This is a genomic window from Neobacillus niacini (genome assembly GCF_036961885.1).
In the GTDB taxonomy this organism is placed as follows: Bacteria; Bacillota; Bacilli; order Bacillales; family Cytobacillaceae; genus Neobacillus; species Neobacillus niacini_H.
The window spans coordinates 1,096-1,502 of record NZ_JBALNQ010000102.1; the positions used below are offsets into that span (position 1 = coordinate 1,096).

Genomic DNA, 407 nt, shown 5'->3' on the forward strand with positions numbered 1-407 from the left:
TAAATGAAGCGGTAATTAAATTTGGCATTTTTAAATATGATTGTAGTATTAGTTAAGATAGAAAAAACTAGGGGGATGACTGTGATTAATGTAAATTCACTTCTAGCGTATTATAGGGATAATCCAGATTATGATGTTAAACAAGTTAAAGGAAGTGATTTTAACATCGAATTTCGTAATTCCTTGGTACCCAGAAAGAATGTACTTGTTGAGCTTTATCCAAAGTCAGGGAGATTTTATTTGAATAAGAATGGAAATTGGATAAATATTAATAAACTCACTGAAGTTCAAACCGATGCAGATGTTATCTCCTGGGTAGAGAGAGATTCCAAATTTCTAAGCAAAAAAATTTAATTGATCATATTTTACAAAAGAAAAAAAGCTAAGAGATTAAAACCCTTTAATTC

General features: G+C 29.2%; 1 protein-coding gene. It reads left to right on the forward strand.

Annotation, left to right across the window (positions count from 1 at the left end; translation table 11 throughout):
* Window positions 1–81 precede the first annotated feature (81 nt).
* A complete protein-coding gene (locus V7124_RS26045; RefSeq protein ID WP_335494855.1) occupies window positions 82–354 on the forward strand; it encodes a hypothetical protein in 273 nt (90 codons plus the stop codon).
* Window positions 355–407 lie beyond the last annotated feature (53 nt).